This is a genomic window from Xanthobacter aminoxidans (assembly GCF_043193615.1).
Lineage (GTDB): Bacteria > Pseudomonadota > Alphaproteobacteria > Rhizobiales > Xanthobacteraceae > Xanthobacter > Xanthobacter aminoxidans.
This window is the reverse complement of sequence record NZ_JBAFUS010000007.1, coordinates 1-25,855: the sequence shown is the minus strand read 5'-3', so window position 1 is coordinate 25,855 and position 25,855 is coordinate 1. Positions and strand designations below refer to the sequence as shown.

The following is a 25,855-nucleotide window of genomic DNA, read 5'->3' as shown; positions in this document are numbered from 1 at the left end:
GTTAATGCCGCCCCAACGGCATACCCGCCGCTGAAACTTGCCATCCATTAACCGCGACGCAACCATATTGCCGCCCAGTAGGAGCCTCAGACGATCATCCCGGCGCCCTCGCGGCAGGCCGGAAAGGGAAGGCTTTCAAGATGGCATCGACGACGCGCGAAAGGACCACCTTCGGAAGCGGCGTGGCCGTGACGCTCGCGCTGTTTGCCGGTCTCGTCAGCCCCGCCGCTGGACAGGCCCAGACGACCGGCTCCATCTTCGGCTTCCCGCCGGCCCAGCAGACCCCGCCGGCCGGCGCCGGCCATCCGCTGATGACGCCGCAGGCCATCGCCCAGGCCGAGGCGAACTTCCCCCAGTGCATCGCCAATCTGTGGCCGCTGGCCCAGTCCAAGGGCGTCTCCCGCCGCACCTTCGAGACGTACACCGCTTCGCTGCAACCGCAGATGAAGATCATGGACTATCTCGACAGCCAGCCGGAATTCTCCAAGCCCATCGGCGCCTATGTGAACATGCTCGTCACCGAGACGCGCGTGAAGAAGGGCCGGGAGATTCTGGAGCGCTACAAGCCCATCTTCGACCGGGCGGAAAAGGCCTATGGCGTCGACCGCTACGCCGTGACCGCCATCTGGGGCATCGAATCCACCTATGGCGACCCGGACGGCATCGGCCGGCGCAACGTGCTGGAATCCACCGCCACCCTCGCCTGCATCGGCCGGCGGCAGGACTATTTCCGTGACGAGTTCATCGCCACCCTGCAGATCCTGGAAAAGGGCGACGTGCCCTACGACCACCTGAAGGGGTCGTGGGCGGGCGCGTTCGGCCCCACCCAGTTCATGCCCACCTCGTTCCAGCGCTTCGCGGTGGACTTCGACGGCGACGGCAAGCGCAACGTGGTGGATTCCATCCCCGACATCATCGCCTCCACCGCCAACAATCTGAAGCTGGACGGCTGGGAATTCGGCAAGGCGTGGGGCTATGAGGTGGCGCTGCCGCAGGGCTTCGACTACCGCCTCGCCAGCCGCAGCAACAAGAAGACGCTGGGGGAATGGAACGCGCTCGGCGTGCGCCGCGCCAACGGCGTCGCCTTCCCGCGCCCCACCGATACCGCCTATCTGCTGCTGCCGGGCGGCGCCAACGGCCCCGCCTTCCTGATGATGCGGAATTTCGACGCCATCCTGAAGTACAACCCGGCCGACGCCTACGCCCTCGCCATCGGCCATCTCGCCGACCGGCTGCGCGGCGGCGGCGCCTTCGTCCAGTCCTGGCCGAAGGAGGAGCGCGGCCTCTCCAAGGCCGAGCGGCAGGAAATCCAGGGCCGGCTCGCCCAGATGGGCTACGACATCGGCAACGTGGACGGCATCCTCGGCCAGAAGAGCCGCGTCGCCATCCAGGACTATCAGGCCCGCGCCGGCCTGCTGCCGGACGGCTATCCCGACCTCGTCCTGCTCCAGCAGATGCGCCGCTGAGGGGCGGGGCGCCGGCTTCGTCTCACCGCGTCTTCGTCATGCCCGGGCTTGTCCCGGGCATCCACGTGGTAAGGCCGGGCACGGACGCCAAACCTTTGCACCAGCGGAACGACGTGGATGGCCGGGACAAGCCCGGCCATGACGGTGGTTCTCGTATCGCGTGTCCCCGCACGCCTCGACCGGCAGAGACGCCCCTCTCACACCAGCCCCTCCACCGCCTCCGTCAGCCGCTCCAGATCCTCCGGGCGGGACAGGCGGTGGTCGCCGTCCTTGATGAGGGAGAACACCACGTCGTCCTCGGCGAGGCAGCTCACGAGGCGCATGGCGTGTTCCCACGGCACGTCCTCGTCCCGCGCGCCCTGAAGGATGCGCACCGGGCAGCCCACCGCGAACGGCGCGCCGAGCAGCAGATGGCGGCGCCCGTCCTCGATCAGCTCGCGGGTGATGACATAGGGCTCCTCGCCATAGAGCGTCGGCTTGAGGAAGCGCCCGGAGGTCTCGATCAGCTCGCGCACCGGGGGCGGGAACTTGTCCCACATGAGGGCCTCGGTGAAGTCCGGCGCCGGCGCCACCAGCACCAGCCCCTTCAGCCTTTTCTCCCCCCGCGCCGCGAGGGCGCGGGCCAGCAGCAGCGCGATCCAGCCGCCCATGGACGAGCCGATGACCACCTGTTCGCCGGAGGTGGCGTGGTCGAACACCGCCAGCGCCTCGTTGAGCCAGCGCGAGACGGTGCTCTCCTCGAACGCCCCGCCCGATGCGCCATGGCCGGAATAGTCGAACCGTACATTGGCCTGCCCCCGCGCCTGCGCCCAGCGGGCGAGGTGCTCGGCCTTGGTGCCGGTCATGTCGGACTTGAAGCCGCCGAGCCAGAACAGGCCGGGCGCCGCGCCGGGGATGGCGCGGATGGCGATGGCGCGGCCATCCACGTCGAGGGTGGAGGCGGTTTCGCCGGGAATGGTCTCGGTCATGGGGGCGTCCGCTCAGCCGAAGGTGGCGAAATAGCGCGCGATGATGCGGGAATAGATGCGGGTCAGCACCTCGAGGTCGGCGACGGGCGTCGCCTCGTCCACCTTGTGCATGGTCTGGCCGACGAGGCCAAACTCCACCACCGGGCAGATGTCCTTGATGAAGCGCGCATCCGAGGTACCACCGGAGGTGGAGGCCTCCGGCCGCCGGCCGGTCTCCGCCTCCACCGCATCCGCCACCAGCTCCACGAAGGGTCCGGGGGCGGTGAGGAAGCTCTGGCTGGCGCCGGGCTGGAAGGCGAGATCGTAGGTAAGGCCGGCGCCGTCGATCCGGCGGATGATCTCGGACTTCAGCGTCTCCAGCGAATAGAGGTCGTTGAAGCGCACGTTGAAGCGGGCGGTGGCCTCGGCCGGAATCAGGTTGAACACCGGATTGCCCACATCGATGGAGACCACCTCCAGATTGGAGGGCGGGAAGAAGTCCGAGCCGTGGTCGAGGGGCGCCGACGTCAGCTCGCCCACCAGCTTCAGGAGGCGCGGAATGGGATTGTCGGCGAGGTGCGGATAGGCGACGTGCCCCTGCACCCCCTTCACCGTGAGGATGCCGGAGAGGCTGCCGCGCCGGCCCACCTTGAAGGCATCGCCCATGGCGTTGGGGTTGGTGGGCTCGCCGAGGACGCAGTGGTCGATGACCTCGCCCCTCTCCTTCAGCCACTCCACCACCTTCACCGTGCCGTCGAGGGCCGGGCCTTCCTCGTCGCCGGTGATGAGGAAGGAGAGGCTGCCGGTCTCCGGCCGGCCATGGCTGAGCGCGGCGGCGAGGAAGGCGGCCACCGCCCCCTTCATGTCCACCGCGCCGCGGCCGAAGAGCTTGCCATCCTCCACGGTGCCGGCGAACGGCCCATGCAGCCAGTGGGCGGGATCGCCCTCGGGCACCACGTCCACATGGCCGGCGAAGCAGAGGTTGGGCGAGCCGGTGCCGATGCGGGCGTAGATGTTGGGGATGGGGATGCCGCCGCTGTCGAAGGTCAGGCGCTCCACATGGTACCCGAAGGCCTCCAGACGGCGGGCGACGATTTCCAGCGCGCCGCCCGAATCGGGGGTGACGGACGGCGCCCGGATCAGTTCGGTCGCCAGCGTCAGCGCATCGGGGACGTTTGCCCGCAGCTCGGGCTTGACGGAAGCATCGGCGGTCATCAGGAAAGCCTCATCGCTACCGGGGGATGACGAGATAGCGGCAAAGGTGCGGGTCTTTCCAGCGCTTTTGTCGCGGTTTGGGGCGACCTTTACGCCTTTATCCCCCATCCGCCACGAGGCTGCCGCCTTCGGGCGACAGGAACGCCGCCGCGGAGGTTCAATATGAAGGTGAAGACGTCCGCGGCCTTTCTGGTCGCGCTCGCCCTGTCGGTTTTCCCCCTGGCCCAGGCCGGCGCCCAGCAGGCCGCCAGCCCGCCGGCGCAGGGACAACAGCAGGGACAGGGCCAGACACAGGGCCACGGACAGGCTGCGCCCGCCGCCGCCGCGCCCAATGCTGCCGCCGCGCCCCCCGCCGCAGCCGGCACCCCCGCGCCCGCCGCCGGCGATGCCACGCCGACGCAGCCGGTGGCCAAGCCCGCGCCGGTGCCGCCCGATCCGACCATCGTCGCCGCCCGCGAGAAGATGGAGGCGGCCCGCTCCGCCCTCGATTCCATCGACGCCGCCCTCGCGGTGGAAGGCCTGCGCCCCGGCGACCTCGATGAACTGCGCCAGCGCCTCGATCCGGCCCGCAAGGACCTCGCCGCCGTCTCCGACCAGATCGCTCCCCGCGTCGCCGATGCGGAGAGCCGCCTCAGCGGCCTCGGCCCCAAGCCCGCCGAAGGCGCCACCGAGGAGCCGACCGTCGCCGCCGACCGCGAGCGGCTCACCAAGATCTCCGCCGAACTCGGCGCCGTCCTGAAGCAGAACCGCGCGCTGGTGCTGCGCGGCGACCAGATTTCCGACCGCATCAGCTCGCGCCGCCGCGCCTTGTTCACCGGCCAGCTGTTCGAGCGGGTGGATTCGGTCCTCGACCCCGACCTGTGGACCAACGCCTTCAACGCGCTGAATTCCGAGTTCCGCGCGCTGCGCTACTTCGGCAACGACTGGCGCGCCTATTCGGTGCGGCGCCTGTCGCCGCTGGCCGTCATCGGCATCGTCATCGGCGGCCTCGCCATCATGGCGGCCGTGGTGGCGGGCGGACGCCTGCTGCGCAAGCGCCTGCGCACCCCCGCGCCGGCCGAGGGCGAGAGCTTCACCCGCCTGCGCGCGGCGCGCGAGGCGATGAAGGTGCTGTTCCTGAACGCCACGGTCGCGCCGGCCGCAGCCATGGCCGCCATCGCCTTCATCGGCGCCTTCGAGATCATTCCGCCCCGCGCCGAGGAGCTGGTGCAGGGCATCCTCATCGCCATCTTCATCAAGGCCATCGGCAACGCCGTGGGCCGCGCCTTCCTGGCGCCGAACGAGCCATGGCGCCGCCTGCCGCCGCTCTCGGACGGCGCTGCCGCCCTCACCTTCCGCTATTTCTCCTTCACCGTGTGGACGCTGGCCATCGCGGCCGCGCTCAACGCCCTGCACCGGGTGCTGTTCGCGCCCGTGGGACTGACGGTGGTGACGAGCGCGATCATGTCGCTGCTCATCGCCGGCTTCATCTCGCGCTTCCTCGTCGGCGCCGCCCGCGCGGAGGCCGATGCGGATACGACGAAGGACTCGGCGACCACCGACGCCGCGGCCATCGCCGCCACCGGCCCGGCACCGGCACCGCCGCGCTACATCCGCCTGTTCGTGTGGGTGGCGGTGTTCGCGCTCATCGGGGCGCTGGTGGCCGGCTACATCAGCTTCGCGGCCTTCGTCGCCGCGCGCATGGTCATCGCCGCCGCCGTGCTCGGCGTGCTCTATCTGCTCTACGCCCTCATCGATGCCTTCTTCGGCGAGGGACTTTCGGCCGAGACCCATCGCGCGCGGATGATCTCCAGCATGCTGGGCCTGAAGCCGGAGCGGGTGGAGCTGATCGGCGTCATCGCCTCCGGCCTGCTCAAGCTCCAGCTCTTTGTCGTCGCCGCCTTCCTCATCGTCGGCAGCTGGGGCACCTCCACCGCCGACATGATGGAGACGGTGGAGCGCGTCTCCTTCGGCGTGCGCATCGGCAACGCCACCATCACGCTGTGGAGCGTGGTCTATGCCGTGCTGCTGCTGCTCGTCAGCCTCGCGGCGGCGCGCGGCCTGCAGAAATGGGTGTCGAGCGCCCTCCTGCCCCGCACGGGGCTTGAGCCCTCGCTGCAATCCTCCATCTCCACCATCGTCGGCTATGTAGGCACCATCATCGCCGTGATGGTCGCCATGGGGCAGCTGGGGCTGAACCTCGAGAACATCGCGCTGGTCGCCGGTGCCCTCTCGGTCGGTATCGGTTTCGGCCTTCAGTCGGTGGTGTCGAACTTCGTCTCCGGCCTGATCCTGCTCGCCGAGCGGCCGATCCGGGTGGGCGACACCATCAACGTGAAGGGCGAGGAAGGCTATGTGCGACGCATCTCGGTGCGTTCCACCGAGATCGAGACCTTCGAGCGCGCCACGGTGATCGTCCCCAATGCCGACCTCATCACCGGCATGGTGAAGAACTGGACGCACTCCAACACCACCGGCCGCATCATCGTCGCCGTCACCGTCTCCTATGACAGCGACCCGGAGGAGGTGCGCGACATCCTGGTCGGCTGCGCCTGCGACCATCCGCAGGTGCTCCAGACGCCGCCGCCGCGCGTGTTCCTGATGAAGTTCGCCGACGCCGGCATCGTGTTCGAGCTGCGCTGCGTGGTGGCCAACGTGGACTATGCGTTGACCGTGAAGAGCGACCTGCACTTCCAGGTGCTCTCGCGCTTCCGCAAGGCGCATGTGGGCATGGTGGCCCAGCCCTGGGCGGCGCTGGCCCGCGCCCCCCGCGACATGGTGCCCCCGCCGCCGTCGCCGCCCGATCCGCTGCAATAGGCCGGGGCCGGGAGGGCCGGGCGCGCTAACGCTTCCTCAACCCTCCCGGCGCACAAGACAGGGGGAATGCCGGGGGCCCGCCCCCCGAAAGCCCGCCCGAAAAGGCCAGCCGGAAGCCGAGACATGCGCGAACAGATTCTCCGCCGCTCCCTCCTCGCCGGTGCCGGCCTTGCGCTTCTCGCCGTCCTCGCCGGCTGCGCCACCACCGAGCAGATCGACACCCAGCCGGCCTTCTACATCAACCTCGCCAAGACCGGTAAGCCGGTGGACGCCGCCGCCGCGGCCTCCCTCCTCTCCGACTACCGGACCGCGCGCGGCCTGCCGGCGGTGACCATCGACGACACGCTGAGCCGCCTCGCCCAGGACCAGGCCAACGCCATGGCCAAGGCGGACAACCTCTCCCACGAAGTGGGCGGGCGCAATTTCATCACCCGCATCAAGGCCTCGGGCTATGACGCGAAGCGGGCGGTGGAGAATGTGGGCGCCGGCTACCACACCTTGGCCGAGGCCTTCTCCGGCTGGCGCGATTCCCCCTCGCACAACAAGAACATGCTGGAGCCGGGCGTGACCCGCATGGGCATCGCCACGGCCAACGCCCCCAATTCCAAGTACAAGGTCTATTGGGCGCTGATCCTCGCCCAGCCGGACGACGCCTCGCGCTGAGGGATTATTGCCCTGAAGGCCCGTGCGCTTGACTCATGGGCCTTCGGTCAAAGCCCGCGCGGCGCCTGAGCGCGGCCCGCACGGCCTCGGTCGAAGGCCGAGGCGGATGGCATGACAGCCAAGCTGCGCATGTTCGTGATCGTGCGGTACGGGCGGAGGGCTTTCCCGCCGGGCCTTTCTCTGGCCTAATCAGCGCGTTGATACGTGACAGGCAGGAGAGGAAGATGAAGCGGATCGCTTTCGTCGTGTGCGCCCTGAGCGTCCTCGCCGGCCCGGCGCTCGCGTGCCCGGGCATGACCAACGCCTCCATCGGCGACACCACCACCACCGCCAGCAATCCGGTGACCCAGAAGGGCGGCTGATTTCGGCGCGCGCGCCTCGGCTTCCTCCCGGAAGGAACCTCCGTTCCCCGGCCCTCGGGCCGGGGCTTTTTTATGCACGGAACGCAAAAGGCCGGCGGGATGCCCCGCCGGCCTTTTATGCTCCTTGCCACGCTCAAGCGCCGCGCGGGCTGATCGCGGGCCCCCTGAGGCAAGCTCACGGGCCCGCCGCGCCCTCACATGTGGATGGCGCGCTTCTCCACGGCCATGGCCGCTTCCTTCACCGCTTCCGAGCGGGTGGGATGGGCGTGGCAGGTGCGGGCGAGGTCTTCCGACGAGCCGCCGAACTCCATCAGCACCGCGCATTCGTGGATCATCTCGCCAGCCTCGGGGCCGATGATGTGGGCGCCCAGCACCTTGTCGGTGGCGGCGTCGGCGATGATCTTCACGAAGCCGTCCGTGGTGTTGTTCACCTTGGTGCGGCCGTTGGCGGTGAAGGGGAACTTGCCGACCTTGTAGGCGACGCCCGCGGCCTTCAGATCGTCCTCGGTCTTGCCGACGGAAGCGACCTCCGGGAAGGTGTAGACCACGCCGGGGATCACGTCATAGTTCACGTGGCCCGCCTTGCCGGCCAGCTGCTCCGCCAGCGCCACGCCCTCGTCCTCGGCCTTGTGGGCGAGCATGGGGCCGACGATCACGTCGCCGATGGCGTAGATGCCGGGCACGTTGGTGGCGAAGTGATGGTCGGTGACCACGCGGCCGCGCGCATCCTTGGCAACACCCGCCTCCTCCAACCCGAGGCCGGCGGTGAAGGGGATGCGGCCGATGGCGACCAGCACCACGTCCGCCTCCAGCACCTCGGCGGCGCCGCCGGCGGCGGGCTCCACCGAGACCTTGAGCGTCTTGCCCTTGGTGTCGACGCCCGTGACCTTGGTGCCGAGCTTGAAGGTGAAGCCCTGCTTGTCGAGGATACGCTGGAAGGACTTGGCCACGTCCGAATCCATGCCGGGCAGGATGCGGTCGAGGAATTCCACCACGGTGACCTGCGCACCGAGGCGGCGCCACACCGAGCCCAGTTCCAGGCCGATGACACCCGCGCCCACCACGACGAGCTTGCCGGGCACCTTGGGCAGCTTCAGCGCGCCGGTGGAGGAGACGATGCGCTCCTCGTCGATGGTCACGCCCGGCAGCGGGGCGACGTCGGAGCCAGTGGCGATGACGATGTTCTTCGTCTCCAGCACCTCGACCTTGCCGTCGGCGTTGAGGGTGACTTCCACCTTGCCGGGGCCGAGAATCTTGCCGGCGCCCATGTAGACGTCGACCTTGTTCTTCTTCAGCAGGAACTCGACGCCCTTCACGTTGCCGTCCACGCCGCGGTCCTTGAAGGCCAGCATGGCGGGCAGATCGAGCTTGGGAGCCGGGACTCCGATGCCCATCTCGCCGAACTTGTGGCCGGCTTCCTCGAACAGCTCGGAGGCATAGAGCAGCGCCTTGGAGGGGATGCAGCCCACGTTCAGGCAGGTGCCACCATGGGTGCCGCGCTTCTCCACCACCGCGACCTTGAGGCCGAGCTGGGCCGCGCGAATGGCGCACACATAGCCGCCGGGGCCGGTGCCGATGATGGTGAGATCGTAGGACATCGATGAAGTCTCCAGACCTCGATCACGCCGTCGTCCGCTCCGGGACCGCATCCATCGCGATGCCGGGCGGCCGGCTCCGATCAAGGTGATGTGGGCTGCCACAGCCCGATAGGAATTCGCCGGCCACCAAGCCGGAAAGGCAAAGGGGAGCCCTTAGGGCTCCCCTCACATCCTCACAGATCCAGCACGAGACGCGCGGGATCTTCCAGGGTCTCCTTCACGCGCACCAGGAAGGTCACGGCCTCGCGGCCGTCGACGATGCGGTGGTCGTAGGAGAGGGCGAGGTACATCATCGGGCGGATCACGATCTGCCCCTTGATCACCACCGGGCGCTCCTCGATGCGGTGCATGCCGAGGATGCCCGACTGCGGCGCATTGAGGATGGGGGTGGACATCAGCGAGCCGTAGATGCCGCCGTTGGTGATGGTGAAGGTGCCGCCCTGCATCTCCTCGATGCCGAGCTTGCCGTCACGCGCCTTGCGGCCGTAGCCAGCGATGGCCTTCTCGATCTCGGCGACGGAGAGCAGGTCCGCGTCGCGCACCACCGGAACCACGAGGCCCTTCTCGGTGCCCACCGCGATACCGATGTTGTAGTAGTTCTTGTAGACGAGGTCCTGGCCGTCGATCTCGGCGTTCACCGCCGGGATGTCCTTCAGCGCCGCGATCACCGCCTTGGTGAAGAAGCCCATGAAGCCGAGCTTGGTGCCGTGCTTCTTCTCGAACGCATCCTTGAACTGGCTGCGCAGGCTCATCACCGCGGTCATGTCCACGTCGTTGAACGTGGTGAGCATGGCGGCGGTGTTCTGGGCGTCCTTCAGGCGGCGCGCGATGGTCTGGCGCAGCTTGGTCATCTTCACCCGCTCCTCGCGGGCGGCGTCGGTCGGCGCGGAGGGGGCGCGCACCGCAACCGGGGCGGGCGCAGCGGCGGCCGACGCGCCGGCGGCGATGGCCGCCAGCATGTCGCCCTTGGTGACGCGGCCGTCCTTGCCGGAGCCGGAGACGTCGGCCGGGTTCACGCCGGTCTCGGCGGCGATGCGGCCAACGGCCGGGCCGTTGCTGCCGGCCGCAACAGCGGCGGCGGGAGCGGCGGCAGGAGCCGGCGCGGGTGCAGCGGCGGGAGCGGGAGCTGCGGCGGCAGCGGCCGGAGCGGCCTCGGCGCCCGAGCCGGCGCCGATATTGCCGAGCAGCGCGCCAACACCGACGGTCTCGCCGTCCTTGGCGATGATCTCGGAGAGGACGCCCGAGGCCGGAGCCGGCACCTCGACGGTCACCTTGTCGGTCTCGAGCTCCACCAGCGGCTCATCGGCCTTGACGGCCTCGCCGGGCTTCTTGAACCACTTGCCGATGGTCGCCTCGGTAACGGACTCGCCCAGGGTGGGCACGCGGATCTCGGTCATTGTGTTCGCCCCTTGAGGGGGCCTCCCTCAGACTTCGGCTTGGGCCGGGCGTGGCGCCCGGCGCTCGATGAGCGACAGAATGGGCATCACCGCATAGGTGAAGCCCAGGTCCGCCTTGATGACGGGATCCCGAAGCGAGAGGCCGGTCGCGGCGGCCTCGTCGGGTACTTCGATGACGGCCATCCCCCAGATGCCCGCCGGGTCCGCCACCGGACCGACGGCGAGGGCCGTGCCGGCCTCCGCCTCGGCCTGCCAGAAGGCGAAGTGCGCGCCCATGGCGTCCATCTCGGCCGCGCTCGCGTCCGAGGGAAAGCTCGGGCGCGGCGGGGAGAGGCGGAGCAGGAAGTGCGGCACGGCGCGTCCTCTTTCGGGGCGGTTCTTCGGGTGTCGGATCAGCCCAGGGCTTCCTCAAGGAAGGCCTTGAGCTGCGCCATGTGCTTGGACATGAGGCCGGTGGCCGTGGCGGCCGACGCCGGACGGCCGGCATAGCGCGGACGCCGCGCGGCACCGCCCGCCTGCTCCAGCACCCACTCCAGATAGGGCTGCACGAAGGCCCAGGACCCCTGGTTCTTCGGCTCCTCCTGGCACCACACGACCTCGGCATTCTTGAAGCGGCCGAGCTCCTGCACCAGCGTCTTGAGCGGGAACGGATAGAGCTGCTCCACGCGCAGCAGGTAGACGTCGTCCACGCCCCGCTTCTCGCGCTCCTCCAGCAGGTCGTAATAGACCTTGCCCGAGGACAGCACGACGCGGCGGATCTTGTCGTCCGGCTGGAGCTTGATGGTGTTCTCGTCCGGGTGCGACTGGGCGTCGTCCCACAGCACGCGGTGGAAGGTGGTGCCGGTCACCATGTCCGACAGGTTGGACACCGCCCGCTTGTGGCGCAGCAGCGACTTGGGCGTCATCAGGATGAGCGGCTTGCGGAATTCCCGCTTCATCTGCCGGCGCAGGATGTGGAAGTAGTTGGCCGGGGTGGTGACGTTGGCCACCTGCATGTTGTCCTCGGCGCACAGCTGCAGATAGCGCTCGAGGCGGGCGGAGGAGTGCTCCGGACCCTGGCCCTCATAGCCGTGCGGCAGCAGGCAGACGAGGCCGGACATGCGCAGCCACTTGCGCTCGCCCGAGGAGATGAACTGGTCGAACACCACCTGCGCGCCGTTGGCGAAGTCGCCGAACTGCGCCTCCCAGAGCACCAAGGTGTTGGGCTCGGACAGCGTGTAGCCGTACTCGAAGCCGAGCACCGCCTCTTCCGAGAGCATCGAATTGATGACCTCGTACTTGGCCTGGGTCTCGGAGAGGTGGTTGAACGGCTTGTAGCGGGCCTCGGTCTCCTGGTCGAGCAGCACCGAGTGGCGCTGGGAGAAGGTCCCGCGCTCCACGTCCTGGCCCGACAGGCGGACCGGGTGGCCTTCCAGCAGAAGGGAGGAGAAGGCGAGCGCCTCGCCGGTCGCCCAGTCGATGCCCTTGCCGTCCTCGATCGCCTTCTTGCGGTTGTCGAGGAAGCGCTGGATGGTGCGGTGGACCTGGAAGCCCTCCGGCACGGTGGTGATCTTCGCGCCGATGGCCTTCAGCTCGTCTTCCGGCAGGCCGGTGTTGCCGCGGCGCGGATCGTCATCCTCGTGGGTGGGCTTGAAGCCGGCCCAGCGACCGTCGAGCCAGTCGGCCTTGTTGGGCTTGTAGGCCTGGCCGGCCTCGTGCTCGGCCTCGAGGCGGTCGCGCCACGCATTGCGCATGGTGTCCACCTCACCGGCAGTCACCACGCCCTCGGCTTCCAGCTTCTTGGTGTACAGCTCAAGCACGCTCGCGTGCTGGCGGATCACCTTGTACATCTTCGGCTGGGTGAACGCGGGCTCGTCACCCTCGTTGTGGCCGAAGCGGCGGTAGCAGAACATGTCCACCACCACCGGCTTGTGGAAGCGCTGGCGGAACTCGGTGGCCACCTTGGCGCAGAACACCACGGATTCCGGATCGTCGCCGTTGCAGTGGAAGATCGGCGCCTCGATCATCTTCGCCACATCCGACGGATAGGGCGAGGAGCGCGAATAACGCGGATTGGTGGTGAAGCCGATCTGGTTGTTGATGATGAAGTGGATCGAACCGCCCGTGCGGTGACCCTTCAGGCCGGAGAGGCCGAGGCACTCGGCCACCACGCCCTGGCCGGCGAAGGCGGCATCGCCGTGCAGCAGCAGCGGCAGCACCTTGGTCCGCTCGGTGTCGCCCAGCTGGTCCTGCTTGGCGCGGGCCTTGCCCAGCACCACCGGATCGACGATCTCGAGGTGCGACGGGTTGGCGGTCAGCGACAGGTGGACCTTGTTGTTGTCGAACTCGCGGTCGGACGAGGCGCCGAGGTGATACTTCACGTCGCCCGAGCCTTCCACGTCGTCGGGGGCCCAGGAGCCACCCTTGAACTCGTGGAACAGGGCGCGGTGCGGCTTGCCCATCACCTGGGTCAGCACGTTCAGACGGCCGCGGTGGGCCATGCCGAACACGATGTCCTTCACGCCCAGATTGCCGCCGCGCTTGATGATCTGCTCCAGCGCCGGGATCAGGCTCTCGCCGCCGTCGAGGCCGAAGCGCTTGGTGCCGGTGAACTTCACATCGAGGAACTTCTCGAAGCCCTCGGCCTCCACCAGCTTGTTGAGGATGGCGCGCTTGCCCTCGCGGGTGAAGGTGACTTCCTTGTCCGGCCCCTCAATGCGCTCCTGGATCCAGGCCTTCTCCTCCGGGGAAGAGATGTGCATGAACTCGACGCCGATGGAGGCGCAATAGGTGCGGCGCAGGATGGCGACCATCTGGCGGACGGTCGCGAATTCGAGGCCCAGCACGTGGTCGATGAAGATCTTGCGGTCGAGGTCGGCCTCGTAGAAGCCGTAGGAGGCCGGATCCAGCTCCGGCGCCTCGCGCGGCGGTGTCAGGCCGAGCGGGTCGAGATTGGCGTGCAGGTGGCCGCGCATGCGGTAGGCGCGGATCATCATCAGCGCCTTGACGGAATCGCGGGTGGCCTGCTGCACCTCGGTGGCGGAGAACTCGACGCCGGACTTCTGCGCCTTGGCCTTCACCTTGTCGGCGATGGCCTTCTCCACCTCGATCCACTGGCCGTCCATGGCCGAGACCAGCTCGCCATTGGCGTGCACCGGCCAGTTGGGCTTCTTCCAGGAGGCGCCGCGGGCGTTCTCTATCACCTGGTTGGGATCGTCCTTCAACGCCGCGAAGAAGGCCTGCCACTCAGCGCTGACCGAATTGGGATCGGTCTCATAGCGGGCGTAGAGATCCTCGATCCAGGCGGCATTGGCGCCATAGAGGAAGGAGGTGTTCAGGAATACGTCGTTCTGTTCCGCGCGCGACATGGGCTTGTTCCCGGAAGACCGTGGCGCCTCACTCTCCTTGAGCGCATTTCGCGCGGAAAATGAAGCCCCAAGGCCGCTCGTCTGCCACAAATCCGGCGCCCGGCCCTTGCCGGACGCCCCGTCACCCCTGCGAGGCTCGTGGCGGCCTTCGACAGCAGTGCTCGACAACCTTCATATGGGCAGGGCGGCCACCGGCCGAAAGGCCGGCGCCTCGCCCCGTCCGAACCGCGCTCGCCAGTCGCCGAACTTCATGGCGATTGCGCGGCGGATGCCCTTGCGGGAGCGGAATTCCAAGGCTTTCGCCCAGGTCCCCGCCCCCCGGTCAATCCTGTTGGCGATCCCCCGGCCGGGCCGGGGGACGGCCCTCAGCCCTTCAGCACCTCGACGAGGGTCTTGCCGAGGCGCGCCGGCGAGGGCGACACGCGGATGCCCGCCGCCTCCATGGCCGCGATCTTGTCCTCGGCGCCGCCCTTGCCGCCGGAGATGATGGCACCGGCATGGCCCATGCGACGGCCGGGAGGGGCCGTGCGGCCGGCGATGAAGCCCACCATCGGCTTCTTGCGGCCCTTCTTCGCCTCATCGGCGATGAACTGCGCCGCATCTTCCTCGGCCGAACCGCCGATCTCGCCGATCATGACGATCGACTCGGTCTTGGGGTCGGCGAGGAACATCTCCAGCACGTCGATGAATTCCGTGCCCTTCACAGGATCACCGCCGATGCCCACCGCCGAGGTCTGGCCGAGGCCTTCCTGGGTGGTCTGGAACACGGCTTCGTAGGTCAGCGTGCCGGAGCGCGAGACGATGCCCACCGAGCCGGTCTTGAAGATGTTGGCCGGCATGATGCCGATCTTCGACTGGCCGGCGGTGACGATGCCGGGGCAGTTGGGGCCGATGAGGCGCGACTTGGAGCCGGACAGGGCGCGCTTCACCTTCACCATGTCGAGCACCGGGATGCCCTCGGTGATGCAGACGATGAGCGGGATCTCCGCGTCGATCGCCTCGAGGATGGCGTCGGCGGCGCCCGGAGGCGGCACATAGATCACCGAGGCGTCGGCGCCGGTGGCTTCCTTGGCCTCGATCACGGTGTCGAACACCGGCAGGTTGAGGTGGGTGGTGCCACCCTTGCCCGGCGAGGTGCCGCCGACCATCTTCGTCCCGTAGGCGATGGCCTGCTGGGCGTGGAAGGTGCCGTTCTTGCCGGTGAAGCCCTGGGTGATGACCTTGGTGTTGGCGTCGATCAGCACGGACATCACGCAGCTTCCTTCTTCACGGCCGCGACGATCTTCTGCGCCGCATCATCGAGATCATCGGCGGGGATCACATTGAGCCCGCTCTCACGGATGATCTGCTTGCCTTCTTCCACATTGGTGCCTTCGAGGCGCACCACGAGGGGCACCTGGAGGCCGACCGCCTTCACCGCCGCGATCACGCCGTTGGCGATCACGTCGCACTTCATGATGCCGCCGAAGATGTTGACGAGGATGCCCTTCACGTTCGGGTCGGCGGTGATGATCTTGAACGCCGCCGTCACCTTCTCCTCGTTGGCGCCGCCGCCCACGTCGAGGAAGTTCGCCGGGCTCTCGCCGTAGAGCTGGATGATGTCGAGGGTCGCCATGGCGAGGCCCGCGCCGTTGACCATGCAGCCGATGGTGCCGTCGAGGGCGATGTAGGCGAGGTCGTACTTGGACGCCTCGATCTCCTTCTCGTCCTCTTCCGTCAGGTCGCGCAGCTCGACGAGCTTGGGATGGCGGAACAGGGAGTTGGAATCGAAGGACACCTTGGCGTCGAGCACGCGCAGGTTGCCGTCCTTGGTGACGATGAGCGGGTTGATCTCCAGCATCGCCATGTCGGTCTCGACGAAGGCGGTGTAGAGCACCTCGGCCAGCTTGCCGGCCTGCTTGGCGAGCTCGCCGGACAGGCCGAGGGCCTTGGCGATCTTGCGGCCGTGGAAGCCCTGCACGCCGGTCACCGGGTCCACCGAGAAGGTCACGATCTTCTCAGGGGTGGAGTGGGCGACTTCCTCGATGTCCATGCCGCCTTCGGTGGAGACCACGAAGGCCACGCGCGAGGTGACGCGGTCCACGAGCAGGGAGATGTAGAACTCCTTCTCGATGTCCGAGCCTTCCTCGATGTAGAGGCGGTTCACCTGCTTGCCGGCCGGGCCGGTCTGGATGGTGACGAGGGTGCGGCCGAGCATCTGGCCGACGAACTCCTTCACCTCATCCACGGACTTGGCGAGGCGCACGCCGCCCTTCTCGCCGGCCTCGGGCTCCTTGAACTTGCCCTTGCCACGGCCGCCGGCGTGAATCTGCGACTTCACCACCCAGAGCGGGCCACCCAGCTCCTTGGCGGCGGCTTCCGCCTCCTCGACCTTCAGCACGGGAATGCCGCGCGAGACCGGGGCGCCGAAGCTCTTCAGCAGCGCCTTGGCCTGATACTCGTGAATATTCATCTTCCGTGTCCCTCAGGGTTGCGATGTGTCCCTTTCCCCGCCCCGGTCCGTCCCGGGTCCCGCGCAATTGCGGGACCGCCCGGTCAAGACCGCCTCCACCGCAGAAGGGGGACCCGCGCCACCGCCCCGGCCCGAAGGACTGGAGCGAGGATGCGGTCTCCCCCGAGGAGGGGAACACTCGTCTCCTTCACCACGCCGGTTGTACCCCGGCACGAAAACGGCGCGCCTTGCGGCACGCCGTCATGAGCGAGATCACTTCCCGAGGCCGGGTGCGATCTTCAGGCAGGCCTCCACCAGTCCTTCGACTGCGGCGACCGATCTTTCGAACATGGCGCGCTCGGACCGGTCGAGCTCGACCTCCACGATACGCTCCACCCCCCGCGCGCCGATGACGGCCGGCACGCCGAGATAGATGTCCCTGAGCCCGTATTCCCCATCGAGCCGTGCGGCGACCGGGAGCAGGCGCTTCTTGTCCTTCAGGTAGCTCTCCGCCATGGCGATGGCGGCGGCGGCCGGCGCGTAGAAGGCCGAGCCGGTCTTGAGCAGGTTGACGATCTCCGCCCCGCCGTCCCGCACGCGCTGGACGATGGCGGCGATGCGCTCCTCGCTGGTCCAGCCCATGCGGATGAGGTCCGGCACCGGGATGCCGCCCACGGCAGAATAGCGCACCAGCGGCACCATGGTATCGCCGTGCCCGCCCATGACGAAGGCGGTCACATCCTCCACCGAGACGCCGAACTCCTCGGAGAGGAAGAAGCGGAAGCGGGCGGAATCCAGCACGCCGGCCATGCCCACCACCTTCTCCGGCGGCAGGCCGCTGGTGCGCTGGAGCGCCCAGACCATGGCATCGAGCGGATTGGTGATGCAGATGACGAAAGCGTCAGGCGCATATTTGCGCAGGCCCGCGCCCACCTGCTCCATCACCTTGAGGTTGATGGCGAGGAGGTCGTCGCGGCTCATGCCCGGCTTGCGCGGCACGCCGGCGGTGACGATCACCACGTCGGCACCGGCGATGGCATCATAGCTGGAGGCGCCCCAGATGCCCGCGTCGAACCCCTCCACGGGGGCGAGCTGGGCGAGGTCCAGGGCCTTGCCGTCGGGAACGCCGTCGGCGACGTCGAACAGCACGATGTCGCCCAGTTCCTTCAGTCCAGCCAGAAGGGCGAGCGTACCGCCGATCTGGCCGGCCCCGATGAGGGCGATCTTGTTGCGGGCCATCCCAAATCCCCGGTAACCGCTGCGGAGCCGGCACATGAGACGAGCCGCCGCAGGAACGCGGCGCTTGACTACTCCCATCCGTCCGGGGGTTCAAGCCGGCCGCACTGCACAAATAGTGGCATCGAGCGGGATTTTGCCGCAAAAACGGGTCGTTTTGCGCCGATTTTCTGCTGATTTGCACCATGCGGAAAACCATCCCGCAGAGCGGTGCAGCGGCCTACCACCGGCCACGCCTGAAAAGGCGACGTGTGCGCCCGCTCGGGCGGCATGACGCTCGTGCCCGCCCGGCGGCAGGGCGAGGCGGCAAGGGACCGGCGCAGCGCCGTGCGATCTGGAAAAGCCCGGAAAGCCAGAGGGGAAGGCGCGCGGGGGCCGGCATGGTCCGCCCGAATGGGGCAGGATCACACGGCTTCTGGCCTTGCGTAAGGGATCTGGGCGGTTCTGGCGCCACCCATGCGCCGGGTCCGGACGCGCGCCCGGACCGGGGCCAGCCCACCGCGGGGACCGGCCCGGGGGTCTTGGCACGCGGCCGGGATCATCCGCGCAGTGGCCATCGGCGCGCATCGGCGCCGGTTCTCAAGGAAATCTGCCCTCTCCCCGCACACGGCCGAGCGACCAGCCGGATGAAAAAATAAAACAACGTCAACATCAACGAACAAAAAGCAGGGAGAGGGCAGCCGGCCGGAGCACTTCGGGGCACTCCGGCGGAAGGGTGGCCCCGCCTTCATCCGCGCGGCTGCGCGGAGGGGCGGGGCGAGACGGTCTCAGCTTCCGGTCTTGAGCGAGCCGAGCTGGACGAAGGCGGGCTTGGCGGCGGGGGCCGCCGGGCGGTTCGGATCGTGCTCCTTCAGCACCTTGAACACCCGTTCCGCCATGGGGTTGGACTTGATGAAGTCGGCATAGGCCTGCCCCAGCATGGTCTGGGCGGCGGAATAGATCTCCTCCTCGCTCATGCCGTCGAACTCGGCGGAGACGAGGTACTGGCCCATGCGCCGCAGGATATGGAGGCGCAGCACCTGCAGCACTTCCGGCTGGTATTCCACCTGCAGCACCTCGAAGAACTCCTCGGCGCTTCCGAGAGACTTCAGCTTGTCGATGATGGACATGTCGCTCTTTCTCCTGTCGATCAGCCCAAGTCTGGTCAACCCAAGTCCGGCCAACCCAAGTCCGGGATGTCAGGCCGCCTCGTCCGCGCTCGCCGGCCGGCCGCGCTGGCGCTCGCCCTGCAGGTGGGTGAGGCGGGCCTCGAGGAACTCGATCCGGTCCAGCAGGGAGACGATGGCCTCGCCCACCGGGTCCGGCATGAGATGGTGCTCAAGGTCGATGCGGCCGTCGCCGAGCTTGCGGCGGTCCGAGGTGGGCTTCACCACCCGGCCGGGAATACCCACCACCGTCATGGCCGGCGGGACATCCTCGATCACCACCGAATTGGCGCCGACCCGGCAGCCGGCCCCCACCGTGATCGGCCCGAGGATCTTGGCGCCCGCGCCCACCAGCACGCCGTTGCGCAGGGTGGGATGGCGCTTGCCCGCCGTCCAGGACGTGCCGCCCAGGGTCACGCCATGGTACAGGGTGACATCATCGCCGATCTCGGCGGTCTCGCCGATCACCACGCACGCGCCGTGATCGATGAAGAAGCGCCGGCCAATGGTGGCGCCGGGGTGGATGTCTACATTGGTCAGGAAACGGCCCAGCCAGGAGAGGAAGCGGGCCGGGAACTTCACCCCCCGCCGCCACAGCCGGCTGGCGAGCCGATGCCAGATGATGGCGTGGACGCCGGGATAGGTGAGCACGATCTCGAACGTGTGCCGGGCCGCCGGGTCCCGCGCCTTCACGCAGTTCACGTCCTCGCGGATCAGCTGCCACACCGTGAAGGACGCAGCCGGCGCATCCAGCGCGGTCGCCGTGGCGAGGGGCACCTCGGTACCGTGCCACTTGGGGCTTCCCATGATCATGGATCAGGCTCCCATCACGGCGGCGTGGCGGCGCTTCAGCGCTTCTTCGGTGAAGCTGTCCTCGTAGAGGCGACGCAGCACCTGGGGCGTCACCGTCTCCTTGGTGCGCACCGAGAAGTCGCGCACCCGGGCGAGGATGGCGCGACCCCGCGCCTCGTCCACCGCCAGCCCCTCGTCGGCGAGGGCCTTGGAGATGGCGGCAAGGCCGGAATGCTTGCCCAGCACCACGCGGTGGGAGCGGCCGAGCAGTTCCGGGTTCAGCGCCTCGTAGGTGCCGCGATCCTTCAGCAGGCCCGCAACATGGATGCCGCTCTCGTGGGTGAACACGTCCTCGCCCACGATGGCCTTGGTGCGCGGCATGGCGCGGCCGGCGGCGGCCATCACCTTCTCCGCCAGCGGGCGCAGGGCGCGCGGGTCGATGCCGCTTTCGGCGCGGGCGGTCTGGCGCAGGGCGATGGCCACTTCCTCCAGCGCCGCATTGCCGGCCCGCTCGCCGAGACCGACCACGGTCACGCTGGCATGGCGGGCGCCGCCGGTCACAGCTGCGAGGGTGTTGGCGGTGGCGAGGCCCAGATCGTCGTGGGCGTGGAACTCGATCTCAAGGTCCGTGGCATTGGCGACGCGCCGCACCAGCGCATAGGTGGAGAAGGGATCGAGCACACCAAGCGTATCGGCGAGGCGCAGGCGGAAGGCGCCCGCCTCCCGCGCCACCTCGGCCACCCGGCACAGGAAATCGGGATCGGCGCGGGAGGCGTCCTCGCAGCCGATGGCCACCGTGAAGCCGAGCTTGGTGGCCAGCGTCGCCACATGCTTCAGGGCCGCGAGCGCCCAGTCGCGATCGCGGTTCAATTTGCCCTTGAGCTGGCGGTCGGAAGTGGGAATGGAGAGATTGACGTAGCTGACCCCGGCGGAGACCGCCGCGAACAGGTCTTCCTCGCTCATGCGGCACCAAGCTGCGACCCGCAGCGGCAGCTTGAGCGAGACGATGGAGCGCAGCGTCTCGATCTCCTCGTCGCCCATGGCGGGCGTGCCGGCCTCGATCTCGGGCACGCCGGCGGCGGCGAGCGCCTCGGCGATCTCGATCTTCTCCTTGCGGGTGAAGGCGACGCCCGGCGCCTGCTCGCCATCGCGGAGCGTGGTGTCGTTGAGGAAGACCGTGCGGGCGGCCGCAGCCCCTGCCGCCGAACCGCCAGCCTCCGCCGAGGACCGGCCGGAGCGCCCAGATGTCACCGATGGAGACTTCGCGAGCATGGTGTCTTCCTCAAGTCCCGTGACCCTAAGTCCCTTGGCCCTGAACCGCGCCTGTGGTGAGCCGGAGCATCGAAGCCGCCCACCATTCGCCAGCAGCGCCTGACAAGGATCACGCAAACCGCGTGCCATTGCCGCAAGCCATTCTGGAATCGATGGAAATCAGGGAGCGCCCAGCTGTCGCAAAGCCGACAGCCGGCAAGCTTGTCCGAGGTTCGACAGGATCACGACAGACGAGACACGTGCGACACACCGTGTTGTCGGTATCGAACATACGTATAATTACGTAGTCGCCCGGTCCCGTCCGGTCATTTCTTGCCGGGGCCGGACGAATTCACGGGTGAGGGTAGATCATCCGGTGCGAGAGCCGGTGGCTGGCGCCGATCAGGCCGGGCCGATCACCACCTTCACGTCGGCGGGCTTCGCCCAATAGGGCGCCGACGTCACCAGCACATGGGCGCCAGCCGCAGCATAGGCGGCGGCGTTGGAGAGATTGACGCCGCCGGCCGCCGCCACCTTCGTGCCGGGAGAATGTTCCGCGGTGAGGGCGACCACCTGCCGGATGTCGTCCGGCGTCATCTTCTCGCACTGGAGCACGTCCGGCCGCGCGGGCAGCACGGCCTCGGCCTCCTCCAGCGTCTTCACCTCCACCACCACCTTCTTCTCCGGCGCCTGCCGGCGCAGCCGCGCGATGCCCTCGGCGGGATCGGCGAGGAAGGCGGCGTGCTCGGGAAACAGCAGCAGCGTCTCGGACAGGCCGAGCCGGTGCGGGAAGGCGCCGCCGGCGCGGATGGCGGCGATCATCTGCGCCTTGGCGCCGGGCAGGGTCTTGCGCGTGGTCACCACCGCCACCTCGGGCGACACCGCCTGGGCTGCGGCCACGATGTCGGCGGTGAGGGTGGCGATGCCGGAGAGATATTCCACCAGCGTCTGCGCCACCTTCCACGCCCGGAAGATGGGGCCGGCCGCGCCCTCGGCGAGAAGGAAGGTGTCGCCCTGCGGCACCCGCGCGCCGCTCGCCGCCAGCAGGTCGGCCCTGGCGCCGGCCGTGAGGAAAAGCTCGCGCGCGAGTTCCACCCCGCACAGCGTGGTGTCGCCGCGCACGGCCATGGAGAGGCGCGCGTCGCGCCCGGCGAGGCCGAGGCTTTCGGTCGTGAGGTCGCCATAGGGCGCATCCTCGGCGAGGAGGGCATCCACCGTCGCTTGTGTCCACCAACGGTAGGTCATGCGCCGCGTCCTCGCTCAGTCCCGATACAGCAGGATTAGCGTGGGCAGACCGCAGGGTCCACGAGACAAAGCGCGACGCGACACTTGGACGTCAGACCGGGGCCGCGGCCCGGGCCTCTTTGGTCGCGCGCCGCAGCAGCGTGAGGCATTCGATGGTGGAGGCGAGGTCCAGCGCGGAGAAGCCATCCAGCGTCTCGGGGGTCGGATCGGCACCACGGGCGAGCAGCCTCTCCACCACGCCGGCCTTGCCGGCGGAGGCGGCATACATCAGCGCCGTGGCGCCATTGTCGTTGGCGCTGTCGAGGGCGATGCCCGCGTCCACCAGCGCATCGATGATGTGGAGATGATCGCCCACGCAGGCGATCCACAGCGCCGTGTTGCCGTCCGCATTGCGGATGTCGAGGGCCGCGCCGGCGGCGATGAGGGCGGCGGCGGTGTCGGGGAGGCCTTCGGCGCAGGCCTTCATCAGCGGCGTCATGCCGTTCTCGGCGGTGGCGTTCAGCCCATCCGGGGGAAAGCCACGGCTGGCGATCCAGGCCGAGAGCGCGGGGTCGAGCACGGCGGCGGACTGTTGCGACTGCACGTGGCTGAACCAGGCCTCATAGCCGCCGTCCACGCTCGTCACGTCGCAGAAGCCAAAATCCGACAAGGCCTGCGCATACTCCTGGCTGGCGTTGCCGTGATAGCAATAGATCACCACCGGCTGCGCCTTCGGCGTGGTGCCGATGATGTCGCCGAGATTGCCGAACGCCATGTTCCGCGCGCCCGCCACATGGCCGGCGGCGTAGGAATTGGCGTCGCGCACATCGAGCAGCAGGGCCTTGCCCGTGCCCACGATGGCCACCGCCTCCGCGACGCCGATGCGGCGGAAGGGCGTGCGATGTTTCATGATGGTCTCCCCAAATCCGGCGCCGATCCCGCTCAGGCGCCCCGGCCGGGATAGGCCGGCTCGGTGGTGATGCGGTCGTCGACGGCGGCGCGCCCGACGGTGAAGTGGTAGATGGACTGGAAAGCTGCGCCTTCGAGCCCCAGCAGCTGGTGCAAATCGTCGTCGAAGAAGCAGCCGATGCCGGTGCCGCGGAAGCCCGCCGCCTCCGCCTCCAGATAGAGCGACTGGCCGACCATGCCCGCCTCCCAATGGAGCTGACGGTAGCGCCACGCCTCCGCCGTCACCAGCGGCTCGAACTCTGCCAGCATGGCAAGGGCGAACGAGCTGTCGCTGGCGATGGCCTGATGGCAGCTCACGGTGCGGGCGATGCCCCGGCAGTCGGTTTCCACCAGCCGATAGAGCGGCAGGTGCGCCGGCACGCCTTCCGGCTTTTCCCATGTGAAGTCGGAGCGCAGCGCGGCCTTGAGAGCGGCGAGCACGCCGTCCCGGCGCGGCAGGGCATAGAGGCCGGAGGCGAGCCCCTCCACCCGGTGGACGAACAGAAGCGGGTGGACGCGGGGCTCGAAGGGGGCGGCATCGAACGGCACCGCCGCGCGCGGCAGCAGCGCATCCATGAGGCCGAGGAACACGTCGCGGGGCATCATGCTGCCCTTGGCCGTGAAGCGCTGCGCGCTCCGCCGGCCGAGGATGACCGACGCCGCCCGCGCCTCGCCGGTCGCCTCGCGGGGCGGAAGGGCGGGAGCCGCCACCGCCTTCCCCGCCTTCGCGCCGACGAGATGGGTGGCAAGGCTCACCTGATCGATCACCGGCCAGCGATAGAGCGGATGCCGGTCCAGCACATTGGCGCGCCCCATCCACCGCCCACCCACCGGCAGCGGCGGTAAAGCCGACAGATCGCCGCCGGCCGGAGCCAGCGCGATCAGGATGTCGGGGTCTTCCCGCTCGGCCCCGGCGAAGTCCGCCGCCCGGTCGAGGCCGATGCGGCGCGCGATGTCGGCGCTGGAGGCCTCCACCAGATGCGCCGTCCAGCCGAGGCACGCGGCGGCGTAACGCACGGCGGCCAGCGCGTGGCCGAGATCCAGCTGGCAATAGCGGAAGGCGCGCTCGCCATATTTCCACGCCTCGCGCCAATGGATGGACGACAGCGCGAGGAACAGGGACGGCGCCCCGCCGGCCGGCCCGAACCTCTGCTCCATGGCGAAGCCGGAGGCGCCCGCCACCACCACCACATCCGGCCCCGGCGGCGCGAAGCGATGCTCCAGCGCATGGTCGCGGCTGACATAGTGATGCACGCCATCGTCGAGACCGGCGATGCGCCCGGCGATCACATAGGCCTCGGTGGGGTGCAGATTGCCGCTGGAGGGATTGCAGCGCAGCGCCCAGCGATCCGGGCCGAGCTGCTTCCAGGCGGCAAGGCCGAAGGAGAGTTCGAGCAGCAAGGCGACGGAGGCAAGGTCCAGCGGCGCGGGCGCGACGCCGCCCGACACCATTTCCGAAAAGGAAACGCCGAGCCCTTCCGCCGCCAGCGGCAGAGCGGTGCGCGGTGCGCCCTCATACTCCCGGAACGGATTGGGCTGCATGTCCCAGTCCAGCGTCTCGGGGCCGGCGGCGTAGCCCTTCAGGCTGTGCTTGGTGCGGGCGTGGTAGGCCAGCGCCGCCTCGAAGGGACGCGCGGGGGGCAGCAGCGCGTTCATGTTCAGGACGCCTTCCGTTCGCCGGGGTCGGGACAGGGATGGGCCTCGCCGGGATGGGAGCAGCCCTCCAGAGGCCTCGCCCCCGGCATGGCCGACCCCAGCAGGGAGGTGACGGGCTCACGGTCGAAGCCGGCGCAGCGGGCGCCCTCCACCTCCACCAACGGGCGGCGGATGAGCAATGGCTCCGCCAGCATCAGCGCGATGGCCGCCTCGGCCTCCACCGCCTCGGGCTTGACCTCACCCGACTTCACCTTCGGCGCCGCCGGATTGAACCAGGTGGCGACCGGCGTCGCGCCGAAGAAGCTCTTCAGGCGCTCGGCCGTCCACGGCTCGGTCAGGAGGCTGCGGACATCCAGCGTGTGGCCGGCATTGGCGAGGGCGAGCTTCTGCCGGGCATTGGTGCCGCAGCCCGGCTTCTCCCAGAAGGTGACGTGGGCCACGGCGCCCTACTTCATCACGGAGAGCTGCACGAGCTGCGCGCCGCCGTCGCGGCCAAGCACCGTATCCACCTTCTTGCGCACGCCCTCCAGCGTCAGCGGCTTCACCACCGCGCCATGGGCGCCGGCCTTCAGCCCGCTCACCGCCACCGCCTCTTCCGACTTGTCGGTGACGATGAGGATGCGCACGCCGGGAAACTTCGTCTTCATCTCGCCGATCAGCGCATCGCCACGCGCCTTGAGCAGGCCGACGCCGAGCAGGACCACGTGCGGCATCAGCCAGCCCTGCCCCTTCTCATAGGCCTCCTCGGGGGTGGCGAGCTCGTGGGTCTCGATCTCGTCGTGCAGCATGAACTGGAGCGCCGCGCGGGTGATCTCGTCCTCGTCCACCACGAAGACACGCCGCTGGTCCACCGCCTTGGACGTCTCAACGCCGATCTGCATCTGTCGCCTCGCTCATGACTTGCGTTTATCGCGCGCCGATCCCCGTCGTCGGCACCGCCCGCCTGCTGCGGCGGGCCGGGTTCGGGACCACGGCCGTCCGCGCGCGAGCGGGTTGATGGACCGTCAAGCAAGTTCCGTTCCTCGCCCGCAACCACAGTCCTGGACGGGATTGCTCCGGCGACGGCGCGTCGAGCGCACGGCATATGTCCCAATCCCGACACACGACCCGTACCTGTCGGGTTCGACACACCATCCGAAAGGCCAAGGAAGGCCCCCTCACGCCCCCGGAATTTGATTGAGATCAAAGGCCTGCGGGGTGTCGGGGCGAGTGGCACGCTGGTTGCTCCTGCCATGGCGCAACAGCGAGTGAGGGCTGAGTGCACGCCTAGGCCGCCGCCAGCGATGCGCTCCTTCCCGTAACCCGCGGGGCGTTTCCGATCGATATTGCTGACGAGAGAAACGGCCTCGCGCCAATTCGCGCGGTGGTCTTCCAAAGTAGG

At 68.7% G+C, this 25,855-nt stretch carries 21 protein-coding genes; 4 read left to right on the top strand and 17 right to left on the bottom strand.

All coding sequences use genetic code 11. The annotated features are described in order from the left end of the window. Nucleotides 1–140 precede the first annotated feature (140 nt). Nucleotides 141–1,466, top strand: a complete 1,326-nt coding sequence (locus V5F74_RS23260) for a lytic murein transglycosylase (protein ID WP_250168692.1) — start codon at nt 141–143, stop codon at nt 1,464–1,466. Between the two features lie 197 nt (nt 1,467–1,663). Here the strand turns inward: V5F74_RS23260 and V5F74_RS23255 are convergent, their stop codons facing one another. Beyond that, entirely contained in the window at nt 1,664–2,434 is a 771-nt protein-coding gene (locus tag V5F74_RS23255; RefSeq protein WP_394010129.1) for an alpha/beta hydrolase, read from the bottom strand. Nucleotides 2,435–2,446: 12 nt separating this feature from the next. Next, nucleotides 2,447–3,628 carry a succinyl-diaminopimelate desuccinylase gene (gene dapE, locus V5F74_RS23250; protein ID WP_394010128.1) on the bottom strand — a complete coding sequence of 394 codons (1,182 nt, stop codon included), beginning with the start codon at nt 3,626–3,628 and terminating at the stop codon, nt 2,447–2,449. A 162-nt stretch (nt 3,629–3,790) separates the two neighbouring features. Here dapE and V5F74_RS23245 point away from each other — a divergent pair, with 162 nt between their 5' ends. The 3 genes from V5F74_RS23245 (at nt 3,791) to V5F74_RS23235 (ending at nt 7,449) form a co-directional block, all read left to right on the top strand. Continuing rightward, nucleotides 3,791–6,424 (top strand): DUF3772 domain-containing protein, encoded by a 2,634-nt coding sequence (locus V5F74_RS23245; RefSeq protein ID WP_394010127.1) that lies wholly within the window; start codon nt 3,791–3,793, stop codon nt 6,422–6,424. Between the two features lie 123 nt (nt 6,425–6,547). Continuing rightward, nucleotides 6,548–7,087, top strand: coding sequence for a CAP domain-containing protein (locus V5F74_RS23240; protein WP_029555888.1), 540 nt, complete (start codon nt 6,548–6,550; stop codon nt 7,085–7,087). A gap of 224 nt (nt 7,088–7,311) precedes the next feature. Then, complete coding sequence (locus V5F74_RS23235) at nt 7,312–7,449, top strand: hypothetical protein (protein WP_155982391.1); 138 nt, start codon at nt 7,312–7,314, stop codon at nt 7,447–7,449. A 194-nt stretch (nt 7,450–7,643) separates the two neighbouring features. Here the strand turns inward: V5F74_RS23235 and lpdA are convergent, their stop codons facing one another. The 15 genes from lpdA to V5F74_RS23160 form a co-directional block, all read right to left on the bottom strand. Continuing rightward, nucleotides 7,644–9,047 (bottom strand): dihydrolipoyl dehydrogenase, encoded by a 1,404-nt coding sequence (gene lpdA, locus V5F74_RS23230; RefSeq protein ID WP_029555889.1) that lies wholly within the window; start codon nt 9,045–9,047, stop codon nt 7,644–7,646. 173 nt (nt 9,048–9,220) lie between these two features. Then, complete coding sequence (odhB, locus tag V5F74_RS23225) at nt 9,221–10,444, bottom strand: 2-oxoglutarate dehydrogenase complex dihydrolipoyllysine-residue succinyltransferase (protein ID WP_394010126.1); 1,224 nt, start codon at nt 10,442–10,444, stop codon at nt 9,221–9,223. 27 nt (nt 10,445–10,471) lie between these two features. Beyond that, entirely contained in the window at nt 10,472–10,798 is a 327-nt protein-coding gene (locus tag V5F74_RS23220) for a YciI family protein (RefSeq protein ID WP_024281006.1), read from the bottom strand. Between the two features lie 38 nt (nt 10,799–10,836). Continuing rightward, nucleotides 10,837–13,791: a 2-oxoglutarate dehydrogenase E1 component gene (locus V5F74_RS23215; RefSeq protein WP_029555891.1), complete on the bottom strand. Its 2,955-nt coding sequence runs from the start codon at nt 13,789–13,791 to the stop codon at nt 10,837–10,839. Nucleotides 13,792–14,156: 365 nt separating this feature from the next. Then, complete coding sequence (sucD, locus tag V5F74_RS23210; RefSeq protein WP_024281008.1) at nt 14,157–15,041, bottom strand: succinate--CoA ligase subunit alpha; 885 nt, start codon at nt 15,039–15,041, stop codon at nt 14,157–14,159. Further along, nucleotides 15,041–16,243 carry an ADP-forming succinate--CoA ligase subunit beta gene (gene sucC, locus V5F74_RS23205; RefSeq protein WP_250168736.1) on the bottom strand — a complete coding sequence of 401 codons (1,203 nt, stop codon included), beginning with the start codon at nt 16,241–16,243 and terminating at the stop codon, nt 15,041–15,043. Before sucC ends, sucD begins: the two co-directional genes overlap by 1 nt. Nucleotides 16,244–16,495: 252 nt before the next feature. Next, the gene (gene mdh / locus V5F74_RS23200; protein WP_374250490.1) at nt 16,496–17,461 is read right to left on the bottom strand and encodes a malate dehydrogenase; all 966 of its coding nucleotides are present in this window, start codon (nt 17,459–17,461) and stop codon (nt 16,496–16,498) included. A 764-nt stretch (nt 17,462–18,225) separates the two neighbouring features. Next, a complete protein-coding gene (nifW, locus tag V5F74_RS23195; RefSeq protein WP_168457300.1) occupies nt 18,226–18,567 on the bottom strand; it encodes a nitrogenase stabilizing/protective protein NifW in 342 nt (113 codons plus the stop codon). A gap of 69 nt (nt 18,568–18,636) precedes the next feature. Next, on the bottom strand, nt 18,637–19,416 hold the full coding sequence (cysE, locus tag V5F74_RS23190; RefSeq protein ID WP_029555895.1) for a serine O-acetyltransferase: 780 nt from the start codon (nt 19,414–19,416) through the stop codon (nt 18,637–18,639). Nucleotides 19,417–19,419: 3 nt separating this feature from the next. Then, nucleotides 19,420–20,667: a homocitrate synthase gene (nifV, locus tag V5F74_RS23185; RefSeq protein ID WP_029555896.1), complete on the bottom strand. Its 1,248-nt coding sequence runs from the start codon at nt 20,665–20,667 to the stop codon at nt 19,420–19,422. 381 nt (nt 20,668–21,048) lie between these two features. After that, nucleotides 21,049–21,891, bottom strand: a complete 843-nt coding sequence (modD, locus tag V5F74_RS23180) for a ModD protein (RefSeq protein ID WP_394010124.1) — start codon at nt 21,889–21,891, stop codon at nt 21,049–21,051. Between the two features lie 91 nt (nt 21,892–21,982). Next, the gene (locus V5F74_RS23175) at nt 21,983–22,780 is read right to left on the bottom strand and encodes an ankyrin repeat domain-containing protein (RefSeq protein ID WP_394010123.1); all 798 of its coding nucleotides are present in this window, start codon (nt 22,778–22,780) and stop codon (nt 21,983–21,985) included. A 32-nt stretch (nt 22,781–22,812) separates the two neighbouring features. Next, nucleotides 22,813–24,474 (bottom strand): SagB/ThcOx family dehydrogenase, encoded by a 1,662-nt coding sequence (locus V5F74_RS23170; protein WP_394010122.1) that lies wholly within the window; start codon nt 24,472–24,474, stop codon nt 22,813–22,815. A 2-nt stretch (nt 24,475–24,476) separates the two neighbouring features. Next, nucleotides 24,477–24,914 carry an ArsC/Spx/MgsR family protein gene (locus V5F74_RS23165; RefSeq protein ID WP_394010121.1) on the bottom strand — a complete coding sequence of 146 codons (438 nt, stop codon included), beginning with the start codon at nt 24,912–24,914 and terminating at the stop codon, nt 24,477–24,479. 6 nt (nt 24,915–24,920) lie between these two features. Continuing rightward, nucleotides 24,921–25,355 carry a response regulator transcription factor gene (locus V5F74_RS23160; RefSeq protein ID WP_024281020.1) on the bottom strand — a complete coding sequence of 145 codons (435 nt, stop codon included), beginning with the start codon at nt 25,353–25,355 and terminating at the stop codon, nt 24,921–24,923. Nucleotides 25,356–25,855 lie beyond the last annotated feature (500 nt).

Bases quoted from the DNA above. Each gene is read 5' to 3' on its own strand.
- V5F74_RS23260 (WP_250168692.1), top strand. From the start codon at position 141: ATGGCATCGACGACGCGCGAAAGGACCACCTTCGGAAGCGGCGTGGCC.
- V5F74_RS23255 (WP_394010129.1), bottom strand. From the start codon at position 2,434: ATGACCGAGACCATTCCCGGCGAAACCGCCTCCACCCTCGACGTGGAT.
- dapE (WP_394010128.1), bottom strand. From the start codon at position 3,628: ATGACCGCCGATGCTTCCGTCAAGCCCGAGCTGCGGGCAAACGTCCCC.
- V5F74_RS23245 (WP_394010127.1), top strand. From the start codon at position 3,791: ATGAAGGTGAAGACGTCCGCGGCCTTTCTGGTCGCGCTCGCCCTGTCG.
- V5F74_RS23240 (WP_029555888.1), top strand. From the start codon at position 6,548: ATGCGCGAACAGATTCTCCGCCGCTCCCTCCTCGCCGGTGCCGGCCTT.
- V5F74_RS23235 (WP_155982391.1), top strand. From the start codon at position 7,312: ATGAAGCGGATCGCTTTCGTCGTGTGCGCCCTGAGCGTCCTCGCCGGC.
- lpdA (WP_029555889.1), bottom strand. From the start codon at position 9,047: ATGTCCTACGATCTCACCATCATCGGCACCGGCCCCGGCGGCTATGTG.
- odhB (WP_394010126.1), bottom strand. From the start codon at position 10,444: ATGACCGAGATCCGCGTGCCCACCCTGGGCGAGTCCGTTACCGAGGCG.
- V5F74_RS23215 (WP_029555891.1), bottom strand. From the start codon at position 13,791: ATGTCGCGCGCGGAACAGAACGACGTATTCCTGAACACCTCCTTCCTC.
- sucD (WP_024281008.1), bottom strand. From the start codon at position 15,041: ATGTCCGTGCTGATCGACGCCAACACCAAGGTCATCACCCAGGGCTTC.
- sucC (WP_250168736.1), bottom strand. From the start codon at position 16,243: ATGAATATTCACGAGTATCAGGCCAAGGCGCTGCTGAAGAGCTTCGGC.
- mdh (WP_374250490.1), bottom strand. From the start codon at position 17,461: ATGGCCCGCAACAAGATCGCCCTCATCGGGGCCGGCCAGATCGGCGGT.
- nifW (WP_168457300.1), bottom strand. From the start codon at position 18,567: ATGTCCATCATCGACAAGCTGAAGTCTCTCGGAAGCGCCGAGGAGTTC.
- cysE (WP_029555895.1), bottom strand. From the start codon at position 19,416: ATGATCATGGGAAGCCCCAAGTGGCACGGTACCGAGGTGCCCCTCGCC.
- nifV (WP_029555896.1), bottom strand. From the start codon at position 20,667: ATGCTCGCGAAGTCTCCATCGGTGACATCTGGGCGCTCCGGCCGGTCC.
- modD (WP_394010124.1), bottom strand. From the start codon at position 21,891: ATGACCTACCGTTGGTGGACACAAGCGACGGTGGATGCCCTCCTCGCC.
- V5F74_RS23175 (WP_394010123.1), bottom strand. From the start codon at position 22,780: ATGAAACATCGCACGCCCTTCCGCCGCATCGGCGTCGCGGAGGCGGTG.
- V5F74_RS23170 (WP_394010122.1), bottom strand. From the start codon at position 24,474: ATGAACGCGCTGCTGCCCCCCGCGCGTCCCTTCGAGGCGGCGCTGGCC.
- V5F74_RS23160 (WP_024281020.1), bottom strand. From the start codon at position 25,355: ATGCAGATCGGCGTTGAGACGTCCAAGGCGGTGGACCAGCGGCGTGTC.